The organism is Bacillus sp. FSL W7-1360 (genome assembly GCF_038592975.1).
GTDB lineage: Bacteria > Bacillota > Bacilli > Bacillales > Bacillaceae_D > Shouchella > Shouchella lonarensis.
Map to the genome: position 1 here is coordinate 2,547,386 of NZ_CP151950.1, position 17,581 is coordinate 2,564,966.

Sequence of the window (17,581 nt, forward strand, 5' to 3'; positions counted from 1 at the left end):
GAAATGAGAGATTGTTGACTGAAAGAAAGTGGTTTTATAAAATGAGAAAAGGATAAACAAAATGGAATATATGGTGTAAAGAGAAGGGGGCATGAACGATGAGCAAGTATGCATACGAGATTTCTACACTTCAAGGTCAGATTGGCGGGCTAAATAATGATATACTTTTAGCTGAAACACGGCGCGTAGAGCTACAGGGTGCGCGTAACCAATTAAAAACAGAGAAAGAAACGTTGGAGACAAACAAGGAGCTGCTTGACAGTCCTGAAACGGGAGAATCTGGATCGACAGGTACACACGCTAACAATCACGAAGACTCTGAACGACAACTGATTAGAAATAGTCACGCCAATCTACCTGCGCAAGTGCAAGAAATGATGGATGCGATTGACAGTCAAAGAGATAGCATAAAGGAAACCGTTGAGAGTAAAAAGAGTAGCATCAACGCAAAGAAAAGTAGAATTAGCTTTTTGCGAGACAAACAACGGCAAGCAAACAACAATTAGAGAGGGTGACCTGTCATTATGGAGATTCAAGTCAATGTAGAAGAAGCGAATCAACTGCTCCAAAGCGTAGGCGAATTGGCAATGAGCTTTCAAGCAGTTGCGGTGGAAAACTCTGCGGATGATTTAGATACGATGAGTGAAGTAGGTGAGATAAAAAGTAAGCTAGATACAACGTTGGAAGCGTTTATGAGTGCTTTATATTTGGCAGAAGCGGAATTACAGGCTTTAATCCAAGGATATGAAACAACGGATAAAGATCTACGCACGCAAATCGAGACGCAGGCAAATACTTATGCCGGTTCATTCGGTTCATCTGCATCGTCTGGAGGAGCACCATTTGCAGAGCAGCCTGCACAATCAGGATCACCAGGAGGGTCGCCATTTGCCGAACAACCGGCACAGACACAACAAGATTTCACTAAGCCTCCATCACTGGATGATGTCTTAAGTGGACAAAACAATTCATAAGGAGGATTCTCACAATGAAGTTCTTGGACGTTCAAAAGCACACGGGCGAGTTAGACGAAAACATTAAAGCACTGCAATCATACGAAGATGTTCTCGAAGCCACAGAAGCAAGAATCACCCTCGTCGTCAATAGAGAGGATGTGTTCAAAGGCGAAGGCGCACACGGGATTATGAACTATCATCAGCACATGATCCTACCGGCGATTCGCTCCCTGCGAGTAGGGATTGACTCATTCAAAGACACGTTGGAAAAGGTCAAAGCCCTTATTTCTGACTATGAACCAGAAGCAAACGGTTCCGTGGCAGAGGAATTTTGGAAGACGTCTCTGCCAAATAGCTATAACAACTACGAAGAATCGATAGAGCAAAGTGAAAAGAATGTCAATAAGATCCTTGATTCTATCAGCGATATTTTATGCATAAACAAGCTGCAAACAGAAGACGTAAAAACGAATGTTCAAAATGCGCGTGACCATGCGGATACAGTCTTGGAGGGCCTATTTGAGCTAGATCAAGCGGGCGTTGAGCTGATGGCGGCAGTGAGAACAAAGATGGAAGAGCTGGAAGCAACGGTCAACCAAGTCATTAACTGGACCCTAACTGGCGGGGTGCAGATGACTGGTGTGAGCATCATGGAAGTAGGCGGGTATTTCGCGAACAGCGCGACGTTGCACAAAGGGGCGTCAGCTGTGGATACGAGTAAGGTGAGTACGGGTGCGGTTGAACCGGGATTAGTGGACAACCCTTCTTTGGCGCAGCATGCGGCGAATTTCTTTAATCAGGTGTCAACATTAGATAATGTGTACACTGTTGCAGATGCTGCGATGAAAGCGACGAACTATGTCTATCAAGCAGGAATGAGACTTGATAAGAGATTCGGTAGTCCAGTCTCGAACGGTATTTTGAATGCGAGCATGAGAGGTCAGTATTATCTCCAAACGGGCGTGCTGAAGTCTAAGAACGCTATTATGACGAAAATGAATCCGTATCTTAACAACATCATGGCTGACCCGAGAGTGGTGTATGGGAACTATCGCGTCAATCAGATGATGAATGGAATGAGAAGTTTTGGTAACGCCAGCATGACCACGTTGTCAAACGTGAACCAGTTTTATCAAGGGAAAAAGGCGAGTGTGCGAGCTGGTATAAATGGTAAGGCAACTGCGCTTATAAATACTTCAGCAGGTCAGAGTGTAATGACCACCTTGAATAATGTTGCCAGCAATAAATATGTAGCTGTAGCAGGTAAGGGATTGAAGACTGTTGGTAAGGCGATGGGACCTTTAGGTATGGGGATATCTATTGCTGACAATATGGCAGAGTTTTGGAGAGAAGAGAATAGCGGTAAGACAGGCTGGGAGAAAGCTGGTCGGGCTGCTGGTGGAATGGCGCTTGATTTTGGACCGGCGGTTATAGGTTTAACAGCAGGAGCGATGTTTGGACCCGCAGGAGCACTGATCGGTGGAACTGCCGGTTTGGCAATTAGTGCGGGAATAGCCGCATGGAATTTATTCACAGAAGGATCACTTACCAATAAGGCTCGTGACTTAGGTGAAACAGCAATGAGGAAAGTAGGAGAAACTTTTGACACAGCTGTTGATACAGTCGTTGATGCGGGTAAGAAGGTTTTGGACACAGGAAAGGCAGTTGTCGATACAGTTGGAAATGCAATTGAAACCGGTAAGAAAGCAGTTGAAACGGTTGGTAAAGCGGCTGACGCTGTCACAGGACTTTTCTCTGGGATAGGAGATTTTATGGCAGGTAATGCTCGTTAAATTTATTTGGACAATGTGTGATGAAGCGCCATCTATCAGTGGGGTAGATGGCTGTTTTTTAAGTCTGAAATTAGGAGAGATAATATGTCAAGCAAACATTTTGATCGTGAGCCACCTGGTGGGCGTCTTGGACCTGAATCAATAGCGGCGGCATATGTGATTCTAGTTGTTTGCGGTATAGTGTTCTATGGTTTTAGTATCGCCAATATTAACTATGTCTATGTAAATGACTTTCTTCGCGTAGTATCTCAAAGTCTATTAGTAGGCTATTTTATTGTAGGTGCTCTTATCATTCATCTTGGATGGCGTTTATTCAATAGAAAAGCTATGTTCTTGTCTTTAATATGGATGATTGTCATGTGGACAGTGGGATCTGCAGTTTTAAGTTTTTTACAATTATTAGAAGGTCATCCTATTGCACAATTCATTTTTAGTGTGATTGTCGCGACGCAATTATTATGCGTATTTGTTGTTGCCCGTGATCGCCTCTCTTTGTCACGTCAGTACAAAGTTTTTATTACGTATACTTTGACAGTATTGGTTATCATGTTTGGTACTATCGCCGTTCTCTTGATAGCAGGTTATCGGCGACGCGGTGGCATAGGTAGTGAAGGCATTTTCCATCAAATGTTAGGGGAGGATTTAGCAAGTAAAGTAGGAGGGGCTTATTTTATAGCTTATGTGTCTGCTATAGCTATTGCTATGTTAATTGGAGGTATCGTTCATATAAGACGTAAGTGGAATTTTTTCAGCTCAATTCCGCCTGATGAAACCACTGATGGATACTTGATCTATATTCCCCCGAAATTTGGCTATACCAAAGGAAAGTGGGGTTATCTCCCAATTGGAAGTAGCGATTTTCCTGATCCAGTGGCTTTTATCGAAGAAAAAAATGGTACGCGATATTTCAAAAGGAAGGTTTTGAGAGCACCTATAGAAGATTTTTCTATTTCGAAGAAGCCCAGCGCAGAGAAAGGTGTGTTTACTTATCGTGTGTTAGGCGGTGAAGCGAAACAGGTAAAAGTTTTTTATGAAGAAGGAGTAGGGAAATGGCGTCTAGGAAAATGGCTTCCGTATGAGTTTGAAGAACTTAAGAAGGAAGGAGAAGAATAGAGCTGTATGGAGTGGTAGGTGTTTGTTATGCTTGATAAAATGTTGGAGAAAAACGGTCATGGTGTTTTAAAGGCTCATGGATTACGTACTTCAGGGTATGTGTTGGTGATAGGTTGTGGTATGTTTATTGGTGGATTCAGTATTGCCAATATCGGTTACATTTATCTAAATGATCAGCTGAAACTTCTAGGATCTCTATTACTATGGGGATATCTTGTTTTGGGTGTGATTACAATCCATGTTTGTGCTCGTTTTTTTAGTAGGATGATGATGCTAAGGTTAATTACTGGACTTGTGGTTGTATTCACTACCGCTACGACCTCTTTATTTGCGTTACAGATGTCTGTTGGGTATTGGCTCGTGCAGGTAATATATACTGCGGTTACACTCATCCAGTTACTTTGTCTAGTGCTGGTGGTGACCAATGTGATTCCATCTTTAACTTTAACGAAGAAAAGAATGATTTTTTATTTATATGCAGGATTTACTGTGTTGTATTTTGCCGTAACGACAATTCCCCCTATGCTTAACGGTGATGGTCGTTGGAGTCGAAATAAACCCGGACATGTGGGGTGGTACAAAAAGACTTTTGGTGAAGAAATTGCGGATATGTTAATGGGACCTCTGACTGCTGTGTTAGTAGTAGGGTTAACGACCGGTGTAGTGATGTGGATATTCTTTTATGTGAGAGATAGATATTATTTTGAAAATGTCTTTCCTCATACACCTGTCTCTGGGTATTTATTTTATCTGCGAGATTTATGGGGTTACAAAGGTGGCTGGGGTTACCGTAAAATAGGAAGCCGCGACCTTCCCGATTTTGTAGCGTTTATACGTGAAGAGAATGGAAGGCGTTATTTTAAGAAAGAGGGAACAACATCTAGACTAGAAGAAGAACTTATTATTTCCAAAGAAGAAGGCATGGAAGAAGGTGTCTTTTCATGCAAAGTCATAGGTAAAGCCTGTGAACCTAGACAAGTGATGGTACTACGAGAAGAAAGTTTAGGCAAATGGCGCCCCTACGAATTTGAACAAATCGAATCCGAAACAAAAAACAAGGAGTGAACATCAATGACGAAAGTAAAAGAAGCCCGAAGATTTGCCTTGTCACGAGATGAAATGATCGCAGCGTTATTTCTATGTAATTATGGAGAGGTCGCGACCGACATTATTAATTCCGAGCGTCCATTTGAAAGCGAAGAGGAACAAAAGCGCTTCGCCGATCATACGGAAACATTGCTCAAACACCGAGGCTACTGGGATAATCGTCGCGAGACCCATCTTGTGCAAGGGTTTGAAAGCTTTATTCACCTACTGATGAAAGTCGGAAAACGCGTCCGTTGTGTGCGTGGGAGTACGGTGTTGATGCTTCATTATGTGGAAGGAAATCAAGTAATCATTCAAACATGTAAAGGAATGGATCACACTTTTGAGCTTGTAGACGAAGTGGATAAGTGCTTAGAAGCATTGCACACTTTTTACGAAGCACAAGAAACAAAAGAGAAGCCGGAGCAGGAAGCTTTCGTGATGGAAGTAGCATTCTTTGAGATGCTTCATACCATTACCACTGAACAGCTAAATGTGATGATTGAACAAGAGACGTATCCAGATCCAATTTTACAGTTTTTAAAGGATTTCCGGACGAACAATTTGGTACTGGACAATATTTCGTTTCTTCGTACAGAGTATGCGGTAAAGAATAAGAGTGAAGTGTTGGAAATGCAGTTTGTTGTAGAGTCAGAGGACTTCGTATGGTACATCCACTACCAAGACATGGAAAAAAATAGAGAAATCACGGTGTACCCTGTGGAGCGCCGCGAGTACTTAGGAATGGTTGCGGATGGGATGAATAAGTGGTTTAAGTAGAGACTGGTGAAGGTACGATGTGATAGAAAGGATATTAGTCAATGAATCGTAAAGCGGAAAAGGTACTTGGGATTATAGGGATATCGTTGTTTTTTGTTAACTTCTTGTTTTTTGGGCTGGGGAGCTTCGTTGAACCGGATGCATTGGTCCGTCCAACCATCGGCGCTCTCATTGCAACAGTGGCAGGGGTTGTCGCTGTTGTAATGTTGCGTAGACATCCCCGACCGGCAGGGGTTATTTTGGGAATTAGCGCGGTGATATCTATCGTGCTATTTCATAGAGCCCTGCTCCTTGTTGTCCCGTCGATTGCGGTTATACTGTATATCATTGTTGGCATCATGGCGATTGTTCGTCAATCAGATGTATCAGGTGTATCAGATGTATTAGAAAGCAGTAAGGTGTCTCCTGAAGAAATGAAAGTGTCTCGGATGCATCTTTCATGGAAAGAAGGTTTACGCGTCTTTCTCAAGTCCCAGTTGTGGAATGCCGTCATTTTATTGCTCGTGCTCGCCCACTACCAATACTGGGAACATCCTGACTCTTTGTCACGGTGGGTAAACATGCTTATTTGGCTAGAGTGTTTCTCTCTTTTCTTAGCTTTCCTAGCTATTTTTCAAACAAAACGGCAGTTGCATTTCAAACGTAAAAACCCATATACATGGGGAGGTTTACTTACAGCTGTAATAGGATTTGCAGTCATGTGTGCCATTGTTTATTGGCGACTTTCGAGTGATGATTCGATCAATTGGCCTCCGCTGGTGATGGTGTTGTTTTACTTTTATTTACTAGTCAACGTATTGACGAATTTCCTCGCTCTTTTTTTCCCAAAAACGCTTATTGCGGCCTATATGGTAGGTGTATATGGGGGAAATGAGGAAAAAAACAAGCAAATTGCCGAAGTCATAGGAGAAGCGTCTGTTGCGACAGTGAGAAGTATATGGCCACTTAAATGGTATACAAGTGGTGATACATTTGGGCGCTACGGTCTCACATTTATTGCGTCGTTAACCGCAGAAACACATATTATTTACTCCCGTTTTCCAAAAGTGGTTGTGTTTTTCCTTTCTTTAGCACAATTTATTATGGGATTGGTTTTCTTTGGTTATGTGAATGAAATATTTTGATAGAGTGATTTAGCACTTTTTTGAGCCTGTATTTAGTGGAGAATTTGTTTGACATTCAGGTGATATTTAAATAAATATGATGAGCGTATTGAATACGTGAATAAACAGTGTAGTGAGGTATACAGAAATGAAACGAACAGGTGAAAGAGTGCTTGGCAAGATAGGAATATCATTTTCTGTTTTAGGTTTGTTGTTTTTTGGACTTGCTAGTTTTGTGGATTCAGCGGAGTACTTCATGCCTACTGTAGGTTCTTTTATCGCTACAATCGCAGGAATGATTGCGGTTAAAAAGTTGCATGGTCAGCCCAAGGTTGCAGGCATATTGATGTTAAGTAGTGCTGTGATGTATGGGGTTATGGTGAACATCTACCTGTTGCTTGTGCTCACACTTATCCCACCCGTGTTGTATACGATTGCTGGTATGATGGCGCTAGTTCGTAAGGGTGTAATTGAGCAGCATGTGGTGACGGCGTCTTTTTCAGAGGATATGATCACGTGTATGGAATGCGGTACGAAATTCGCGAAGAAAGACCAGCAATGTCCGACATGTGAACAAGCACCTACAGATGAATATGCAGAACAGGAAAGTTACGGGTCTATACTAGGGTATAATTTGTTCTTAGGGTCTCTTCTATACCTTTACAGCATCCCAAATATCTTTTACGTATATATGAATGACACGTTACGTTTATTTGCGATTTTCCTTTGTTTAAGCTACTTTGTCGTAATAGCAGGCGCTTCATATATTGAATATCGCGCTGCAAAAAAACATTATAGCAAATTTGTAATCATACTGTGGTCATTTGTGGCGGTTAATTTATATGGTATTCAAGCGCTCGTCGCCCAGCCATTTTTCCAAGAAGTATACATATATTCTCTTTGGGGGCAGCTGTGTCTCCTCATCATTGCATGGATGAAATGGATCACGGTTTCAACTCGTAAATCCATTTTAACTGTGGTAGTTGTGACGCTCGTGGTGTTCTTGTTATTCCATTCAATTGGTAGTCTCAGTTCATCAGAAGGTACAGGTGGCCTTTATGCATTTTTGTTTGGTCACGCAACACAAACGCCTATTTGGCCAGGTTTCTCGCTGTTCTTTTCAATCATGTTGACATGTATCATCATGAATATAGGAATTGAATTAGACATTACGCCAGAAGAGCGAGCACGTATGGAAGAAGAACGCGAGCGCGCGATTGCAGAAGAGGTTGCGCGAGCAGAGGCGCGACGACGGAAAGTATCAGACGAAATGTTGTCAAGTGGACGTTACTTAGAGTACGGGGAACTTGAGTATCTCGTTAGTGAAGGACTCAATGAATATCGCGCCAAGGGGTCCAAGACGTTTGAATATGTGGAAGTTTTGTACGCAGAAAATGGTGTCCGTTATTTTAGTCGAACAGTTGGTGAATCAGACAAAGAAATGATTTTGTATCAAGAGAATGACGAGTGGTATTGTCAAACATCTGGAGAAGAGCCAGAACCGGTGCTATTGCCGGATTGGGTCATAGAAACAGAAGACGAGTGGCGCCAATTTGAAGTGAATAAGCGTCAGTATTTGGAGAAAGCGATTCAGTATCGCTTAGAAATCCCGTGTTTTGTAAAACTGCCAGATGATATAGATGAGTCCCGGGTTTCTAGATACTAGCAGGGAATTTTTTGGTAGAAATAAATAGAAAGAGAGACAGAGGATTCATATGAATAAAACGCAAGTAAGTAAAGATTGCATGGTCGTGTATCCCGGGAAAGGAAGGATGTTGATCCTTTCAATCCTTTCAGTTGCTTTTCTAGCTGGTCTCGTGTGGGCAGCTTTGAATCGAGCATCTATTGAAGAAGGCGCGATGGGAATTACAATAGCCACTGCACCACTGATACCTGTAATTACAGCGATAGGTATCCCGTTATCTGTCATTTGTACCGGGTATATTTTGTATCGTCTTGTGAAACCGAAACCGTCCTTTCGTATTGATAAAGAGGGGATTTATGAAGATGCTTCACTCGCTAGTGTAGGTCTCATTCGTTGGGATGAGATTGAGCGAATCGGGATGTATTCATTGGTAGGGCAAAAAACATTGGGTATTGTTCCGCGAAATCTCGAGGCAGTTCTTCAACGACAAAGTGGTTTGAAGCGCGCGCTTTTAAGCATGAACAAGAAAAAAGAGATTCCGATCAGTATTCCCCAAGGTGCAAGTGATGTCCCATTAGAGTCAGTTTTAGAGTTTGTCGAGCAGTTTATTGACAAAGAGAAAATTGGTTAGGCATGATCAGGGCACATGTATGTGTGCCCCGTGTGTATTTTTGAACGTAAGAAACGAGCGGAGGGATGAAAATAGACAGCCGTAATGATAGGAGAGAGGCAATATGAAAGAAAAACTGAGTCGACTGCATACATGGTACACATCTGGTGAAGGATATGTGCATTGTGGACCAGAATCGGTTCGTCATTTATATATCATCTTGTTGCGTTTTGGGATGTTTGTTTTTGGGTTTAGCATTGCGAATATTTTCTATGTGTATTTAAATGATAGTCTGAGGTTATTAGGTTTACTCATATTGTTAGGCTACTTCATTGGAGGCGCACTAATTATTCACATGGGATGGCCTTCCCTAACGAGGATGACTGTGTATGTGGTTAAATTTATTTATAGTTTTATGGACAGTGTTGGCAGCGTCTTTGTGTGCGCTACAAGGAGCTTCGGGTCATTTTTTCATCCAAATGATTTATCTCGGTATCATCGCGGTTCAATTGTTATGTCTATTTATGGTGGTCTTAAAACATAATTCTGAGCCGGTTGTGGCAAGTAATTTTTTTAAAGGTTATGCTGTAATGGGTTCGTTACTTCTAGCTTATTCGTTCATTCCTGCTATGGTGAATAGTGTTATGCAAGGAAAGCACTGGAAAGATCGAGACTATATAAGTTGGAATGAAACAATGTTTGGAAAAGAAATGGCATATGCTTTAGGGGCTCCTCAAGGGGCAGTTTTATTTTTAACCATAGTAATCGGTATTTTAACATGGGCGATCCTCAAGCTATCGCAAAAATGGAAAGCAGTTGATACGAGTACAAATACCCCGGTTCCTGGTTATTTACTGTATCATGCCGGAGTTATGGCTTCAAAACAGAAAAGAAAATGGGGTTATCTCGCAAAAGGAAGTAAAGATTTCCCAGATCCAGTAACTTTTCTGCGTGAAGAAGGAGGGGTGCGCTATTTTAAAAGAAAAGTAATTCACGGCACGGATGAAGAGCTTGTAGTTTACAAAGGAAACGAGGCAGAAGCGGGTATTTTTCTTTGTGAAGTAGTAGGGAGTGGTCATGCACCTGAATATGTGAAAGTGTTGTATGGTGGGAAGAAAGGGAAGTGGCGCCCATACGAATTTGAAGAGATTGTAGAGGAATAGACAAATAGATATGGCAAGGCATGAAAAATGATGATGTTAAAAAGGGGCTATAAAAATGAATACATGGTTAAATGTATGGGTGCGTCCGCGCCAGGTGATGAAACAAGAGTTAGGTAAGGAGCCAATTGAGAAAGATGACGGGATATTTTTTGGATTTGCATTGCTATGTGCTTTCTTGATGTTTATTATCCAATATGAACGGGAGTATGTTGCAACGTTCCAAGAGATATTTCTCACGGGAGTGATCATTTCGGTGATTATGGCTGTGCTGTCCTTATACGTGTTTCCATGGCTTTATAAAACGGTCGGTTCTTGGTTTGGTGGAAAAGGAAGTATCTCAGATTTGCGGGTGGCAATGCTGAATGGCATCTTTAAACCGCAAATTATCGTTAATGCGCTCTGTATCCCATATATTTTGATAACAGGTGAATCTTTTTTCTTAAAAGGTGAGGCATTTGATGTGGCTGTACAATATTACACACCGCTGCAGATTGTATCGTCACTTTTCTTCGGCTTAATCATGGTGACGGGCACAGTCTGGGGTCTTGTGGTGCAATTGCATGCGGTTGGTGAAGCGCATCAATTTTCAGCATGGAAAGCGCTTTTAGTGACCGTGATCATCATGCTTGCTATGGCATATGTTGGTATGTCGCTTGTGCGTAACCTTGCAGAATTGGTTTGATAATGAAGAGATTGAATGGGGAGTTACTGTTGAGGTGTATAAAGTCAGCGTGTAAATGTTGCTTATGATGTGATCAATAAACATAGCTGAGATCGTTTACTACGTTAGTAAACAAAAGTCCTGTAGTGAAAGGGAAATTATATTGTAGAGAAGATATCCAACGTCATAAATAGCGGTCGTTGACTATACTCCTATGAAAATGCCTAGCTGGTGAACGAACCCGCTGGAATGAGCTTGAACGAATGGAGGTGTAACTGTGGAAAAGCCCAATTCTCATTTAACTACCAATAAAAACGAGGTAGAGAGTAGCTATCTTTTTCAATACATTTTTTACTTGTGTTTTTTTGGGTTCTTTGTTCATATATACAGCATCGCGAATATCTTTTTTGTTTATATCGATGATACGTGGCGATTGATGTCTATTGTTGTATGGGCGAGCTATTTTATCGCAAATATTATCGTTACATATGCGTTCCGTTCTTTCCCAGATAACGGGGTTGTGCAAAGTTATTTGGTTATTTTCACTGCAGGTTTATGGTCCCTAGCGGCGATCCACCTATATGGAATTCAACAATTAGAAAATTACTCTTACTATCAAAATATCTATATTACGTTTGTTTTGGTTCAACTATGTGGCGTTTTGTTTTGTTCAATAAAATGGTTGTCGTCGCGTATCCGTACGGTTTGTGTGTTTTTAGTGTTTCTCATTTTAGGGGGTGGCTTGATATATTGGCTTTTTAATTGTGTTGTCGAGCAGGCATTTCCTTATCTTATGTGACCTGGTATAGCGCTTTTTCTCTCGGGATTTTTGTCGCTGTTTATGATGATAACCTTCGATACTCATTCTGTAGAGGGGCAGGAAAACAAAGAAGAAAACATAGGAGAAAAGAAAGAAGAAAAGAAAGAGAAGACAGAAGAGGTCGTTTCAAATAGGAGCGGCAGGGAATATGGTATATTATGCTACCCGGCAGAGGGAGGAAGAACATTGTACCTTCCATACGGTGAAAAAACTTTTGAAGAGGTCGCGTTTTTATACGTAGAAAGAGGTGTCCGTTATTTTTGCCGGATGAATCTGAGTCCAGAAAAAGAAATGACGATGTATCAAGAGAATGGGGAGTGGTATTGTCAAACATCAGGACAAGAACCTATCCGAGTTTTGTTACAGTTACGGCATCCAGAAAAGGAATGGCATGGATTTGAAATTAATAAGCGCGAGTATTTAAAGAGAGCGATTCAATATCGTTTGGAAGTGCCACATTTTGTGACGCTAACAAATGATAGTGATATCGATGAGTCTGTTATCCGTAGGCGCGAATAAACTAGTATGCCAAGGTCAATCGTCAATAGTTATTGGATGATGTGATGAGGTCAGTCGGCGATGAAAGATGTGAAGTTTATGGTTAGGGTGGAATAGTTTTTCATGTGTTTCTTATAATCAGTGTCCAAAAGATATATTTCTGATGAAATTTCATGTAAAATAGTGGCGTATCATGTATAAAATTGGAGCAGGGAGAGAGGGAAATGAAAAAGACTTATAGTTTAGTATCACTAACTTTATTGGCAGCGGTTGCTATTGCAGCATGTGGAAATGAAAAAGATGTGTCGACAGAGACGCAAGAGGCAACGAAAGAGGAGCAAGCAGCGAAAAAAGAGAAGAAAGAAACAGATGTAAACGTGAAGGACGTCTTGACAGAGGCGCAGCAAGCCTTGAAAGATGTGCAGGGTGTGGCAGTCGAAACATCATTGACTTGGGACATTACGACGAAAGAGGATGGGGAAGAACTAGAATCAAAGAAGATAAAGGCTGATGTGCAGGAAGAGCGTGGGCAAGATTCAAAAATGCATCGCGTGTTAAATTATGAAACATCTGACGGGTCTCCTAGAGAAGAGCAGTATATCACAGAAGAAGGCATTATATATACAAACATTGACGATCAGTGGTTTCTTTTAGAGGAGACAATTTATCAGCAAGAGATTGGCTTATTTGATACGCAAGTCGCGTATATTAGTGCTGAAGGGGTTTTAACTCAAATGTTGATGCTTATAGCGTCATCGTCTAATTATGTTGATTATAAAGAAGATGGTGATACATACGTGTTAACTTTGGCGTCAATGCATGAAAAAGTAGCCGACACGGATGAGTTATTCAAATATGATTTAGGGTCAGATGTAACGACGGATATCAATGTTTACGATGTTGAAGTCGTTGTGAATCAAAAAACTTCCTTTGTTGAAAAAGTAATTATTGATGTAGAAGGGTCCATGACGCAAGGCAATACGGTAAACAAAGAAACAATTAAGCTGGAAGGGCATTTTTCAGAATCAGATGCCGCTGCAAATATTCAGGTGCCACAAGAAGCATTAGATGAGGCTGTTGCGCCTTAATAAGTTAGCAACTTCAGATAGATACAAGTGTGAGAGATGGATTTTTTAATTGGCAAGCTTCTTACATGAAGGGGGCTTGTCATTTTTCTGACAGGAATAGCTTGGAAACTCCTTACCACACGTAAAAATAAAAGAAAGGGTGTTTTGCAATGAACGCATGGTTAAATATATGGACGCGTCCACGCCAGGTGATGAAGCAAGAGCTAGATAAAGCAAGTCAAGGAGAGAATCGGTGGAAGTTTTTCTTTATTGCTTTTATTAGTGTTGTATTAATGGTGCTTGTGGAGTATGGAGGTGTATTTCATGATTACGTTTTTCAACGGGCATTTGTAATAGGTGTGATTTCAGCTCTTCTCGCGGTATTTATTGCGCCGTGGATATACAAATGGATTGGCTCCTGGATTGGTGGAAAAGGCAGTGTGCTAGATTTACGAGTGGCATTAATCAATGGTTATTACAGGCCGACTTTGGCTATAGCTGCTTTATATTTAGCAATAACGGTCATTTTAGGAGAAAATAGTTTTGTAAATGATGTTTCATCTGGTTCATTGATGATGATTTCTACGCCCAGAAACGTTTGGATGGTAGTGATACTTCTAGCTATTTCTGTAGTGGGGTCTGTATGGGTTGCGGTTATCTTTTTACATGCAGTTGGAGAAGCGCATAAGTTTTCAGCTTGGAAATCTTTGTTGATGATGGTGATTATTGCTGTTATCGTTATCATTATTGTTGTACCAATCCTTTTATTTTCGGATATCAATCAAATTAATATTAGGTTATATTAGGAGGTCAGAGCAATCGATCTCTAAACTGTAAAGCGGCCGCTAAAGACTAGAGAGGGTTCATTTCGGATGAAGAAGGGGAGGAATAATGAAGAAAATATATTATTTAATACCTTTTATTTTTGGTACGGCAGTAGTTCTTTCAGCATGCGGGACATCGAAAAGCGTGTTGACAGAAGCAAAAGAAGCGCTGGAAGAGGCGAAAGGGATAGAAATGGAGACATTCCTGACGCAAGAGGTTAAGGAAAAAGAGAGTTTGCCTCAAATGAACGGTTACAATCAAAACCTCCACAATCAAAACCTCTACAATACAAACTTCAATTTCTTCAATCATGATTTTGAAAAGAAGATCCATGTGCAAGAGGAGAGAGATTTAAAGACACAAGAGATGTATCGTGTACTTCGATTTGATCTATCTAGAGGCAGGAGCGAGGCCGATCATGAGCAGTATGTGATGGCGGATGGATCTACGTACTATGACTATGGTGAGGGCTGGGAACTAATTGAGCATACAATTTATCAAAACAGAGATTATTTGTACCACATAGACATGGCATATATAAATGTTGACGTGATTTTAGATCAAATGTTAGAAATGACCCATCCATGGTTGGATTTACTAGGCGGTGTGGAGACGAAAGAAGAAGATGGGAAGTATGTAGTGATATTACAGTCAATACATGAGAAAGTTGATGATCCTAAGCAACTGTTTAGTCAGGATTTAGAATTAGGGACGTCTACAGAGGTTTTAGTTTACGATATTGAAGTACGTATCAATGCAGAGACATCTTATGTCGAAGAAATAATGATCACTGCTAAAGAGAAAATTACGCAAGGGAGTAACGTTTATGAGCAAAAATTAGCGATTAATAGTAAGGTTGCTATTGTCGATGATGTCAATGTTGCGGTACCGCAGGAAGTGTTGGATGAGGTAGGCAACTGATTGTAAATTAGCGCCAGCATATGTGTATGTTGGCGCATCATTCAAGGAGTGATAACCGTGATGATTTTCAAGTTTTTATTCGGAAAGCCGGTAGTTGATCATAAAATCTATATATTTTTATATACAATGCTTTCATTGATATACGTTGGAATAGGAGCGCTGTTTGTGGCAGGAGATTTCCCATGGCATTTCATCTTAATATGGGTGCTTGGATTTCCCATTTTTATTCGAATCGAGCATGCGTTTGCAAAGATGGTTTATCGTGGTTGGGTGAATGCACCGAAGAGCCGTTTTAATGCAAAAACAATTGGGGGCGTGTTGGGGGCGGCGTTTCTTAATATGGTCGTCTTTGTGCCGTTTATTTTATACGCGTCATATTACGCGCCTAATGGCTATTTTGTGATGAACTTGAAGCAAAGCCAAATTGGCAGCGCCTATGAATTGTCTGTAGGAATGTTGCGAGGGGAGTATGAAACCGATTTCTATATGGGTGTTCACCCTAACCAAGATCCGAACGCGGTTGTACAATCGCAATATGAAGCGTTCGTGGGAGAAGGTTCTTTTCTTGTTGAGTTATACAGTAAGAAAAACGGCGATGTAGTGTGGACAAAAGAAATTGACCATAACGTCCGAGGTACGATAGAGATTCCGGCAATTGAGGGGACGTATTATTTTAGATTAATTGCTGAAGAGCCAGTGAAAGATATAAAGTTTAGGTTTAGGATGGAATAGGTTTTCATATGTTTTTGATGATGAGGGCCTAAAAGGTATCTTTTCAATGAGATTTCATGTAAAATAGTGGCGTATCATGTATAAAATTGGGACTAGGGAGAGAAGAAAATGAAAAAGATTTATGGTTTAGTGCCACTAACTTTAGCGGCAGCAGTTGCGCTGGCGGCGTGTGGGAATGAAAAAGATGTGTCGACAGAGGCACAGGAAACAACGAAAGAGAAGCAGGAAGTGAAAAAAGAGGAGAAGAAAGAAACGAAAGATGTAAATGCAAAAGATGTGCTGAAAGAGGCGCAGCAAGCATTGAAAGATGTGAAAGGGATGGAAGTAGAAACTTCATTAATTTGGGATATTACGGCGAAAGAAGATGGGAAAGAACCACAATCTAGGACCATAAAAGCTGATGTACAAGAAGAGCGCAGTCAAGATATGAAAATGCATCGCGTGTTAAATTATGAAACACCTGATGGCTCCCCCAGTGAGGAGCAGTATATTACAGAAGAAGGCATTATATATACAAATCTTGACGGTCAGTGGCTACTGTTAGAGGAAACGATTTATCAGCAAGAGATTGGCTTATTTGATACGCAAGTCGCGTATATTAGTGCTGAAGGGGTTTTAACTCAAATGTTGATGCTTATAGCGTCATCGTCTAATTATGTTGATTATAAAGAAGATGGTGATACATACGTGTTAACTTTGGCGTCAATGCATGAAAAAGTAGCCGACACGGATGAGTTATTCAAATATGATTTAGGGTCAGATGTAACGACGGATATCAATGTTTACGATGTTGAAGTCGTTGTGAATCAAAAAACTTCCTTTGTTGAAAAAGTAATTATTGATGTAGAAGGGTCCATGACGCAAGGCAATACGGTAAACAAAGAAACAATTAAGCTGGAAGGGCATTTTTCAGAATCAGATGCTGCTGCAGATATTCAAGTGCCACAAGAAGCATTAGATGAAGCGGTTGCTCCTTAAAAAGGTAGATTGTTATTTCAGGTAAGATATTAGTAAATGAAGTTTCTAGCGAGCTTCTTGAAAAAGGAGCTCGCTATTCTTCTGACATGTGTAGTGCAGTAATTTCTACAACAGAAATAAGAAGATGAAAGGGTGTTTTTAGTGAACACATGGTTAAACATATGGGTACGCCCGCGCCAAGTAATGAAGCAAGAGTTGGAGAACGCACGGACGGAAGAGCGTAGGTGGCAACTTTTCTTCATTGTTTTTATAAGTGTTGCATTAATGGTGTTAATAGATTATGGGGGAGTATTTCATGATGGTGCTTTTCAGAGAGCATTCGTAATAGGTCTGATCGGCGCTCTTTTGGCGATTTTTGTGGCGCCGTGGATCTATAAATGGGTGGGCTCATGGATTGGTGGAAAAGGCAGTGTATTAGATTTACGAGTGGCATTGATCAAAGGTTATTATAAACCAACTTTAGCTATAGCTGCTTTATACTTATTATTAAGTGTTACTTTAGGAGAAAATAGTTTTGTAAATGATGTTTCATCTGGTTCATGGGTGATGATTTCTACACCAAGGAATGTTTTGATGGCAGTGATGTTACTAGTTATTTCGGTAGTGGGATCTATATGGGTTGTGATTATTTTTTTACATGCGCTTGGAGAGGCGCACAAATTTTCAGCTTGGAAATCTTTGTTGATGATGGTCATTATCGCTGTTATAGGGATCATTATTTTGGTGCCAATCCTTTTATTATCGGATATCAATCAATTTAATATTAGGATATATTAGATGATCAAATAAGTAAAAAGGATGTTTCTAATCAATTCCTGAAGTACAGTAAT

20 protein-coding genes are annotated in these 17,581 nt (G+C 40.7%); all 20 read left to right on the plus strand.

Features of this window, described 5'->3' with window-relative positions; translation table 11 throughout:
- Nucleotides 1–98: 98 nt before the first annotated feature.
- The 20 genes from NSQ26_RS13155 to NSQ26_RS13250 all read left to right on the plus strand — a co-directional run bounded on the left by NSQ26_RS13155 (nucleotide 99) and on the right by NSQ26_RS13250 (nucleotide 17,528).
- The gene (locus NSQ26_RS13155) at nucleotides 99–506 is read left to right on the plus strand and encodes a YwqH-like family protein (RefSeq protein WP_499718482.1); all 408 of its coding nucleotides are present in this window, start codon (nucleotides 99–101) and stop codon (nucleotides 504–506) included.
- 18 nt (nucleotides 507–524) lie between these two features.
- Entirely contained in the window at nucleotides 525–974 is a 450-nt protein-coding gene (locus tag NSQ26_RS13160) for a DUF5344 family protein (RefSeq protein ID WP_499718483.1), read from the plus strand.
- 14 nt (nucleotides 975–988) lie between these two features.
- The gene (locus NSQ26_RS13165; RefSeq protein ID WP_499718484.1) at nucleotides 989–2,749 is read left to right on the plus strand and encodes a T7SS effector LXG polymorphic toxin; all 1,761 of its coding nucleotides are present in this window, start codon (nucleotides 989–991) and stop codon (nucleotides 2,747–2,749) included.
- A gap of 84 nt (nucleotides 2,750–2,833) precedes the next feature.
- Nucleotides 2,834–3,862: a hypothetical protein gene (locus NSQ26_RS13170; protein ID WP_499718485.1), complete on the plus strand. Its 1,029-nt coding sequence runs from the start codon at nucleotides 2,834–2,836 to the stop codon at nucleotides 3,860–3,862.
- Nucleotides 3,863–3,889: 27 nt separating this feature from the next.
- Complete coding sequence (locus NSQ26_RS13175) at nucleotides 3,890–4,927, plus strand: hypothetical protein (RefSeq protein ID WP_499718486.1); 1,038 nt, start codon at nucleotides 3,890–3,892, stop codon at nucleotides 4,925–4,927.
- A 6-nt stretch (nucleotides 4,928–4,933) separates the two neighbouring features.
- Nucleotides 4,934–5,728 carry a YfjC family protein gene (locus NSQ26_RS13180; RefSeq protein ID WP_499718487.1) on the plus strand — a complete coding sequence of 265 codons (795 nt, stop codon included), beginning with the start codon at nucleotides 4,934–4,936 and terminating at the stop codon, nucleotides 5,726–5,728.
- A 41-nt stretch (nucleotides 5,729–5,769) separates the two neighbouring features.
- Nucleotides 5,770–6,852, plus strand: a complete 1,083-nt coding sequence (locus NSQ26_RS13185; protein ID WP_499718488.1) for a hypothetical protein — start codon at nucleotides 5,770–5,772, stop codon at nucleotides 6,850–6,852.
- Nucleotides 6,853–6,979: 127 nt separating this feature from the next.
- Entirely contained in the window at nucleotides 6,980–8,497 is a 1,518-nt protein-coding gene (locus NSQ26_RS13190) for a DUF4064 domain-containing protein (protein ID WP_499718489.1), read from the plus strand.
- A gap of 49 nt (nucleotides 8,498–8,546) precedes the next feature.
- Complete coding sequence (locus NSQ26_RS13195) at nucleotides 8,547–9,107, plus strand: STM3941 family protein (RefSeq protein WP_499718490.1); 561 nt, start codon at nucleotides 8,547–8,549, stop codon at nucleotides 9,105–9,107.
- A 103-nt stretch (nucleotides 9,108–9,210) separates the two neighbouring features.
- Nucleotides 9,211–9,630, plus strand: a complete 420-nt coding sequence (locus NSQ26_RS13200) for a hypothetical protein (protein ID WP_499718491.1) — start codon at nucleotides 9,211–9,213, stop codon at nucleotides 9,628–9,630.
- Nucleotides 9,631–9,676: 46 nt separating this feature from the next.
- Nucleotides 9,677–10,249 carry a hypothetical protein gene (locus NSQ26_RS13205; protein WP_499718492.1) on the plus strand — a complete coding sequence of 191 codons (573 nt, stop codon included), beginning with the start codon at nucleotides 9,677–9,679 and terminating at the stop codon, nucleotides 10,247–10,249.
- A 55-nt stretch (nucleotides 10,250–10,304) separates the two neighbouring features.
- A complete protein-coding gene (locus NSQ26_RS13210; protein WP_499718493.1) occupies nucleotides 10,305–10,931 on the plus strand; it encodes a YIP1 family protein in 627 nt (208 codons plus the stop codon).
- 415 nt (nucleotides 10,932–11,346) lie between these two features.
- Nucleotides 11,347–11,709, plus strand: coding sequence for a hypothetical protein (locus tag NSQ26_RS13215; protein WP_499718494.1), 363 nt, complete (start codon nucleotides 11,347–11,349; stop codon nucleotides 11,707–11,709).
- A gap of 207 nt (nucleotides 11,710–11,916) precedes the next feature.
- A complete protein-coding gene (locus NSQ26_RS13220; protein ID WP_499718495.1) occupies nucleotides 11,917–12,249 on the plus strand; it encodes a hypothetical protein in 333 nt (110 codons plus the stop codon).
- 203 nt (nucleotides 12,250–12,452) lie between these two features.
- A complete protein-coding gene (locus NSQ26_RS13225; RefSeq protein WP_499718496.1) occupies nucleotides 12,453–13,316 on the plus strand; it encodes a DUF6612 family protein in 864 nt (287 codons plus the stop codon).
- 149 nt (nucleotides 13,317–13,465) lie between these two features.
- Complete coding sequence (locus NSQ26_RS13230) at nucleotides 13,466–14,101, plus strand: YIP1 family protein (protein WP_499718497.1); 636 nt, start codon at nucleotides 13,466–13,468, stop codon at nucleotides 14,099–14,101.
- Between the two features lie 85 nt (nucleotides 14,102–14,186).
- A complete protein-coding gene (locus NSQ26_RS13235) occupies nucleotides 14,187–15,041 on the plus strand; it encodes a hypothetical protein (protein ID WP_499718498.1) in 855 nt (284 codons plus the stop codon).
- A gap of 57 nt (nucleotides 15,042–15,098) precedes the next feature.
- Complete coding sequence (locus tag NSQ26_RS13240) at nucleotides 15,099–15,773, plus strand: hypothetical protein (RefSeq protein WP_499718499.1); 675 nt, start codon at nucleotides 15,099–15,101, stop codon at nucleotides 15,771–15,773.
- A 108-nt stretch (nucleotides 15,774–15,881) separates the two neighbouring features.
- Entirely contained in the window at nucleotides 15,882–16,751 is an 870-nt protein-coding gene (locus tag NSQ26_RS13245) for a DUF6612 family protein (RefSeq protein ID WP_499718500.1), read from the plus strand.
- A 141-nt stretch (nucleotides 16,752–16,892) separates the two neighbouring features.
- Nucleotides 16,893–17,528, plus strand: coding sequence for a YIP1 family protein (locus tag NSQ26_RS13250; protein ID WP_499718501.1), 636 nt, complete (start codon nucleotides 16,893–16,895; stop codon nucleotides 17,526–17,528).
- Nucleotides 17,529–17,581 lie beyond the last annotated feature (53 nt).